The 7,236-nt window shown below is 49.3% G+C and carries 7 protein-coding genes; 1 reads left to right on the top strand and 6 read right to left on the bottom strand.

The window, feature by feature from the left end; genetic code table 11:
• From CRP01_RS40295 to CRP01_RS40265, 6 genes are all read right to left on the bottom strand, one after another.
• A partial coding sequence (locus CRP01_RS40295) for a DDE-type integrase/transposase/recombinase (RefSeq protein ID WP_170110747.1) occupies positions 1–764 on the bottom strand: 764 nt, incomplete at its 3' end.
• 2 nt (positions 765–766) lie between these two features.
• On the bottom strand, positions 767–1,180 hold the full coding sequence (locus tag CRP01_RS40285; RefSeq protein ID WP_170110435.1) for a transposase: 414 nt from the start codon (positions 1,178–1,180) through the stop codon (positions 767–769).
• Between the two features lie 182 nt (positions 1,181–1,362).
• Positions 1,363–2,592, bottom strand: a complete 1,230-nt coding sequence (locus tag CRP01_RS40280; RefSeq protein WP_170110746.1) for a lanthionine synthetase LanC family protein — start codon at positions 2,590–2,592, stop codon at positions 1,363–1,365.
• Between the two features lie 10 nt (positions 2,593–2,602).
• A complete protein-coding gene (locus tag CRP01_RS40275) occupies positions 2,603–3,604 on the bottom strand; it encodes a T3SS effector HopA1 family protein (protein ID WP_099155781.1) in 1,002 nt (333 codons plus the stop codon).
• Positions 3,579–4,715: a phosphotransferase family protein gene (locus CRP01_RS40270; RefSeq protein WP_099155780.1), complete on the bottom strand. Its 1,137-nt coding sequence runs from the start codon at positions 4,713–4,715 to the stop codon at positions 3,579–3,581. The genes CRP01_RS40275 and CRP01_RS40270 overlap by 26 nt, the downstream gene beginning before the upstream one ends.
• Before the next feature lie 222 nt (positions 4,716–4,937).
• Positions 4,938–5,702 (bottom strand): hypothetical protein, encoded by a 765-nt coding sequence (locus CRP01_RS40265; RefSeq protein WP_099155779.1) that lies wholly within the window; start codon positions 5,700–5,702, stop codon positions 4,938–4,940.
• A gap of 787 nt (positions 5,703–6,489) precedes the next feature.
• Here CRP01_RS40265 and CRP01_RS40260 point away from each other — a divergent pair.
• The gene (locus tag CRP01_RS40260) at positions 6,490–7,209 is read left to right on the top strand and encodes a CPBP family intramembrane glutamic endopeptidase (protein ID WP_099155778.1); all 720 of its coding nucleotides are present in this window, start codon (positions 6,490–6,492) and stop codon (positions 7,207–7,209) included.
• Positions 7,210–7,236: the final 27 nt, after the last annotated feature.

The following is a 7,236-nucleotide window of genomic DNA, read 5'->3' as shown; positions in this document are numbered from 1 at the left end:
TTCATCTGGTTATACAATTTAATGAACTGTGGCATCCGTTTTTCGAGTTGACAAACCGAGTTGACACCCCAGGGGATGAGATATTGATTTTTTGCGGTACTGTGAAATCGCTCCACATGCGGATTTTCGTAAACACACTCAGCCATTGAGGAGACGATTTGGTATTGACGAAGTAGTTTCAGGAAGCCTTTATCATAATATTGGCCACCACCATCTGAGTGAAAGATCAGTTGCTGATCAAAATTATGCTTTCCTCTGGTTTTTAGAGCCATTTTCAAAGCTTTCATGGTGGTTTGCTCGGTTTCCAGGGTTTGAGATAGCGCATATCCCAGGCAACGCCGGGAATAGAGATCTAGAATGAAAGTGAGATAGGCCCATCCGTCCAAGAGTCGGTAATAGGTCAGATCACTAATCCAGACTCGGTTGATATCGTTAATTTCCAGCCCTTCGGTTAAATTAGGGAACCTGAAGGCTCCACTGTAAGTGGTAATATGAAAAATACGGATTGGTTCTATACCTAAACCGTTGGTAATCAAGATCGATTCAAACTTATCCCTCCCCAAATGCTCGATCAATTGTTGATCACTTTTATGGGCACTCATCAGTTGATAGATGGGCCTGGCTCCCATTCGGGGATGGAATTGCCGATAATGCTTCACCCGTTCAATAATGGGATCCACTTGCTGTTCTTGCCACTGAAGGCGGCGACGATGTTGATGGAAGCCCTGACGGCTGATCCCCACAACTTGGTAGAGTGATTGCATACTCATTTGGTGTTGGGATCGGTGTGTGAAAAACCATTCGAGGACTTCCAGTCGGAGTTTTTTTCCAGCTCAATATTATATCGTTGTTCAGCCGTGGCTAACAACTTCTCATAATAACTGAGCTGAACCTGCTGACGGCCAATAAATTGTTCTAATTCTTTGACTTTTTGTTCTAAAGCCAGGCGTTTTTGCGTCTCGCTTTTTTCCTCAACTACCTTGGTAATGCTTTTTTGGTAGTGAGGCGAATATTTCTTAATCCATTTATAGACCGCCGATTTGGTGACGCCATATACCCGACAAATTTCGCTGACACTTGTCTGACCTTCATCATATTCTTTCACGCGGGATCGACGAAAATCTTCGCTGAAGTAGCGTCGTTCCCGAAGGTAAGATCGAGTTTTCTTTGACTTTTTCATGTGCCTGAATTTAAGGTTTTTTGAGTGCATGTACACTCGTTTTTTTGTCAACCTATTTCAGGCGCGCACATCCTGACTCCTGTCTCCTCTCTCCTGGCCACCGATGGCTGGATCTGGGAATGGATCAGGCCATCGGCACCGGAGCGTGCCACGGGAAAGATTGCCGGCTTATTTTTTCCGGATCAGGTCAGCATCAGGACCGATTCAAATTGCCCGGCATCGTACAGCCGCAGATAAAAGTAGCCGATGCCCGCCAGGCCCAGCATCATGTCCGGCGTAAAGTATTCCGTCTGGGTCCCGTTTGCCGGTGGTGTACCCTTGCGCTCCACCTGTTCGATCATTTCGTAACCGGCGGATTCCACGAGTTCCCGGTACGTTTTGTCCTGTAGGGTCTCGGAAGCATACAGGAGGGTTTCGGCATTGCCGAACAGACCGTGACAGAGAGAATAATTGCCAAGAGAGGTCAGATCAAAATGATCGATGGTGGTATTAACGGCTCGTTGGGCGTAGGTTTTCAGTATCTCTTTTCCCGTCAGTTCGTAGGCCCGCAGGCGGGCCAGACCGATGCCGGGAGCACCGTGACACCAGGCATTGCCGTAGTAGGTTTTTTCTTCCTCTCCGGGTAGGTACATGGACATATCCCGGAAGTCGGGCCAGTTCTGCTCTGCTTCGCTGAAATGGCTTTCTTCGTACGCAAAACCCGCCAGTGCGGCTTCGATATAGGCCTCGTTTTTCTGGAAATGTCCCAGTTCCAGCAGGGCGAGGGCAATCCCCGATGTACCGTGGGCAAAACCGGTCAGATTGGCTTTCGTGCCTTTTTCCAGGGTTTTCCAGGAACATCCGTGGGGCTCGTCAACGGCCCGGTTGAGCAGATAGCTTCCCATCCGGTCGAGCAGTTGTTCCAGCGGATCGGACGGATAATTGCGGGCCAGCTTGATAAGCGCCGGGATTGCTCCGGCACAACCGTCGATCATATCCAGGTTATAATCAGATTCGTCCATCCGGTGCATTCGGTTCAGTAGATCCAGGCCCCGGTCGATAAATTCTTCCGACTCCAGCTGCTCACCCAGCCGGATGGCCGCGTAGGCGATGCCGGTATAGCCGGTGTAAAAACCCAGTTTACCGTGGCGGATATTTTCGACATCGTCCAGCGCCTGCCGCATGGCCTCTTCCGCGATTTTTCGATGGAGGGGTTCCCGGCTCACACAATAGAGCTGAGCTAAAAAATAGGCGATCCCCGAAGTACCGCTGTACCAGTCGCCCTTCAGCGCCCGGTAGTAGGGTTCGGACCTCGATTTGTAGTTGGTTTCGGTAGTGGCTGCGATCCAGTTGCACTTATCCTGATGCCGGATGGCATCCCGGCAAATGCGATTGCCCAGCCGGATTGCGGTATTGAGATATGCTTCCTGCACGGTCTTGGATTTAAAAGTTAGGAAAAGAATAGGGATAAACGGAATGCGGGTTCAGGTACATCGCTTCCAGCCGGAGGTAGTTATCCTCGATATGGCGAAGGATGTAATTAAGCCAGCTTTCTTTTGACTGCTCCTGCTTCCAGGCCGCTACGATACCCTGAGCGATGATCTTGCAGCGGCTGGTACCAAAACTTTCCGAGGTATCGACCGGGCTTTCGGCAAAACTGATACCGCCGGTCAGTTTTCGGGTAAAGAGGGGCACCTCTTCTTTCAGGTAGTTTTTCAGGGTGGACCAGCCGGCGGCAATCACCTCCATCACGATGGAGAAATATTGTTTCCCGAAATACAGGACGCCCGCATCCCGCCTATCGTACATATGCGGGTGTTGCAGGCACTTGAACTGGAAGGGAACCTGCCAGTGGTTGAGGTTTTCGGAAAGGTAAGCGATGAGCTGGTGGGCACTTTCCGCCCGTAGGTTAAAGTACAGGCGTACATTACTTTCGATGTTGAGATCCAGAACAGTATCGCCGAAAATGTAAAAGAATCCGTTCGTGCGTTCTTCCAGCAGTTCGTGGCGGTTCAGGAGCCGGATGGATTCTCCCGTCTGCAGAGCTCCCATATTGTTGCCCTCCCGCAGGAAATCCCCCGGATAGGTATAGCGTTTACTGGCTCCTTTTCGGATCAGGATTCCACCGTCCCGCTCGATCTCCTGTACGCGCCAGCCGTGGTCAAAGCGCTCCCGGGTGGAGTTGGCGCTGCGCAATCGCCCGGTAAATCTATGGTCCGGTTCCACCTGCTTTAGCATCTTGCCGTTCCGGGCTCTATTCCATCCGGCGTAGGCGCGGAAGTAGATCAGGTCCCCGAGTTGGTAGGTGAGTTTCGCTTCCACCGTGGCATCCGGAGCATTTAATTCCGGCTGAAGATCCCCCTGGTAGCTGATCTTTCCTTCGGTGTCGATATCGATTGCCTGGACAATTTTTTTGAGGTCAGATAGTACTGTATCGGCTTGCATGTATAATGGGTTTAGTGATGCCTAATAAATTCCGGATCGCATCGTCCGGGTATTTGAGTAAATTGAGACTGAGCTGCAGCATTTTGGCGCTGTATGGCTGCAGTTGCTGGGAATAGGGAGAAGCCTCAAAACAGGTATGCATCAGTTTGAGGGCAGTGAAGCGGACAGCCTTAAGCAAATGCTCTCTGGCCTGTGGTTCGTCCCAGCCCAGACAGGCGGTATACCGTTCCCAGAAAGCTTCGATGGAGGGCTGCAGTTGCTCGATCCGGAAGATCGGTTTCCGGGACTGGGCAGGAGCCTGTTGCTCCAGCTCGCTGGACACCCAGAGGGAAAGGTAGTTTTGAAAAATAGCCGCCACATCCCACAGAGGATCACCGATATCGGCCAGCTCCCAATCAATGAGCCGGATATCCGGCTGCTCATCGTTCTCGTAACTATTATTGATCAGGAAATTAGGGAACTTGACGTCTCCGTGGATGAGGCTTTTCTCTTCCCATTCCGCCGTTACCGGTTGCAGAAGATCGAGAAATTCGCTGTTCTCGTAAATCAGTTGCAGGATCTGTTTTTCCACCGTTCCCATATGGCTGTTTTTCCAGTCCTCCATTTTTTTGGCGGGCAGTGAAAAGATCCAAGGTTGCTGCTTGTTGAAAAGCTGATAACTCGGACTTTGCTGGATCTCCCCTTGCTGGTAAGTATGATAGGACGCCAGTAATTCCGCCAGCTGGCGGCCGATCGCTTCCGGAAATTTTTTGGCCTGATAATGGTAGCTGTACAAACTCTGGGTATCAGATAATAATTCCAGAATGAGGATGTGATTGAGGTAATCGTACTCAAAATAGGCCGGTAGAAAACCCTTCAATACCCGGTATTGCTCATCGTTATTGGCCAGCCAGTAACAGGTGGCCTCGATGCGCATGGTATAGGTTTTTTCCCGGTCTTTGGCTTTTACCTGCTTGATCAGATAGGCGGGCTGAAATTCCTGATTGACCACAAAATTGGTATTGCGACTGGAATTGTCCCGGACACTGAATTCGCCCGCAATGATCGAATCCAGTGAGATCAGGCCCTTCTCCAGCAGGTAATGAGCGATGTTTTCGAAAGTAAGGATCATTTATATTTTGCTTTTAAAGAAAGTGAAGGCCGCAGCCTCCACTTTCTCCGGGGTTAAGAGTCTATCCGAAAACCATCCTTTGGTCTTAAAATAACCATCTATGGAACCTCATTTTGTCATTTTCTCCTTCCGTAGCGCTGCTACGAAACTCGAAAATGACTTCGTGAGCACCCAGATCTGGTCATTTTCGACAGCAAAAACGGTTGCTAGATAGGCTCTAAATCAATAACCGAAATTACCGGTTCGGTAAGGATCAAATGCTCCGGAATACCTGGCTCCGGCAGCCTGGCCCTGGAAGGTACCGGGTGCGACATTTCCGGGAACGTTACAGGCCCGGGAAACCGGGACCAGACGATCGACGAAAGCACAGGTACAGATCGTGTCAGGGTTGATGGACCTGGCGGCGATGTTGCAGATAATTGGTCCGCAAGTGACCGGGCATGTCGGGTTACAGGTGAAGAGGCAAGATGGCCCGTCACAGGTTCTAAAACAGGTGCCGATACAACTGTGACAGGTAAAATCAAATGTTGGGCAGGGCGGATTGTTAGTAATGCAGGCCGTGTTGAAGGCGGAGTGACCGGTGTGCACCAGATCATTCCCCCCTAATCCAATGCCGGCACCGCCGCCAGCACCGAAGGTAAATCCGGAATTGGCGTAGGCCGTGAGCAGGTCACCCTGTAGGAAAGAAGATCGCGGTCGGTTGGTCATCGCGGGATCTCCGAAGGTTACTACGGTTGACTTTTTGAGCCAGACCCGGCTGCCGCCTAACGGATTTTCGGATTTTTCCACCGGGAGACATTCGAGGATGGCCTCCGTAGGCACTTCAATAAAGTTATTGAGGTGCTCGTCAAAATAAATACGGAAATGGCCTTCGACGGGAGAATCACCGATGTAACCCTGGAGCAACTGGACCGCTTCGGGGGAACTGGGGTTTGGCCGGACTTTCTTGACAAAATCGTCCCGGCGCAATTTTTTTTCGTTCGCCATAATACTGGTTTTTGGATTAAATAATGGGGTTTGAAAAAAGATCTTAGGTCGCAGTTCCCGGTCACCCGGAAATGCGTATGACAAATGCCCAAAGCACCTGCAAGGCCAATAAGTACCGCTATGGCAAACCGGTACCTATGGACTGCTCCTGCAGATCACTCTGGATTTTTTCAGTATTATTCGAACTTGAAATAGTAGGTAGGTGATGGCATGGTATAACTGGGTAATTGGGGTTAAAAAAAATTTTTTGGGCAGCTTTTGGAATGTAATTGTTTGGGGTCAGCTGCAAATAGTTATTGCAATATATTCAAATCCAAGTACTTTTACAAGTATAAAAATTTGTAATACGAATAATCTTCAAAATATATTATGGAAATAAGGCTTGTTTTTAGTGTTAAATTTGACACGCTAATAGTCTCTCCAATCGTAGATTGATCTATCGTTCTTTTTAGCTCATTTGAATTGACTAAAATCCCCTCCCCTGATGAAAACAGAATTTTCGTGTATTGACCGGTGCCAGGCGGTCAGCTTTTCCAGTTCCCCGTACGATACCGGGCGGACGGAGCAACTCCGGTCGGTCAGCGCCGAACTTTGCGGCATGAAAAATTTCTTTGAAAATCAATCTCGCGGGAACGAATTGGAGAAAAACTGAATTTTTATGTATATTTAGAGTACGAAACCAGTTATAAAAGGCATGAATTACCCAGTTATTCATTAAAGATCATGCCGAAAAACGCAATTTCATTTATTGGAATTGCACTATTATTATTCATAAAACTAGACCCCAATGGAAACAACTGCCTATTTGTTTCTGTCGCTGCTCATTGCGACTTTAGGATTTATTTTCTGGTATACGCTATCGCCTTCCCTGCGTCTACCCAAAAGATTCCAGATCCAGTATGATATCAACCCGGCTTATTTCAACCGCATCCTGCGGCGAAGGCTTGCCGGTTTCCTCATTTACGGATTACTACCCGTTTTGCTCATCTTCAAATGGAAGGTACTCGGAGAAGTGCGTCTGGAAGATCTCCAGATCAGTTTCGCCTGGAACGGATCGGTTACCTTCTGGATCCTGATCCTGGTTCCGCTGGCCTTGCTGTTTAGCTTCCTAAGCGCCGGCAGGAGCAGCAACCTGATCGAGTATCCGGAGATCCGCGTAACGCTCTGGACGCCGTACCGCATTTTTTTGAGTGCCCTGTACTGGATCCTCTATCTGGTAGCCCTGGAATTTTTGTTCCGGGGCCTGATCCTGCAATCCGTACTCATGGCTACCCGGAACGAGTTTGCCGCCATACTGGTGAGCACCGGCCTGTATGCGATGACCCATTACTTCAAAAATAATCGCAACTCGAGCCTGTCCATTCCCTACGGCCTGATCATGGCCTACGTCACGCTGGCCAGTGGTAGCCTGCTACCGGCCATACTGGTGCATACCATCGGTGGGCTGACGACGGAATGGCTGGCCATTTACAAACATCCGGAGCTACAGGTAAGATTCAGATTTTAGTTCAAAACCCCAATAAATACCCCAGTT

Source organism: Flavilitoribacter nigricans DSM 23189 = NBRC 102662 (assembly GCF_002646595.1).
Lineage (GTDB): Bacteria > Bacteroidota > Bacteroidia > Chitinophagales > Saprospiraceae > Flavilitoribacter > Flavilitoribacter nigricans.
The sequence above is the reverse complement of the archived record's forward strand: the minus strand, read 5'-3'. Positions and strand labels throughout refer to the sequence as shown.

What these genes read in the sequence shown, in the direction of transcription:
- CRP01_RS40285 (WP_170110435.1), bottom strand. Translation starts at nt 1,180, where the DNA reads ATGAAAAAGTCAAAGAAAACTCGATCTTACCTTCGGGAACGACGCTAC.
- CRP01_RS40275 (WP_099155781.1), bottom strand. Translation starts at nt 3,604, where the DNA reads ATGCAAGCCGATACAGTACTATCTGACCTCAAAAAAATTGTCCAGGCA.
- CRP01_RS40270 (WP_099155780.1), bottom strand. Translation starts at nt 4,715, where the DNA reads ATGATCCTTACTTTCGAAAACATCGCTCATTACCTGCTGGAGAAGGGC.
- CRP01_RS40265 (WP_099155779.1), bottom strand. Translation starts at nt 5,702, where the DNA reads ATGGCGAACGAAAAAAAATTGCGCCGGGACGATTTTGTCAAGAAAGTC.
- CRP01_RS40260 (WP_099155778.1), top strand. Translation starts at nt 6,490, where the DNA reads ATGGAAACAACTGCCTATTTGTTTCTGTCGCTGCTCATTGCGACTTTA.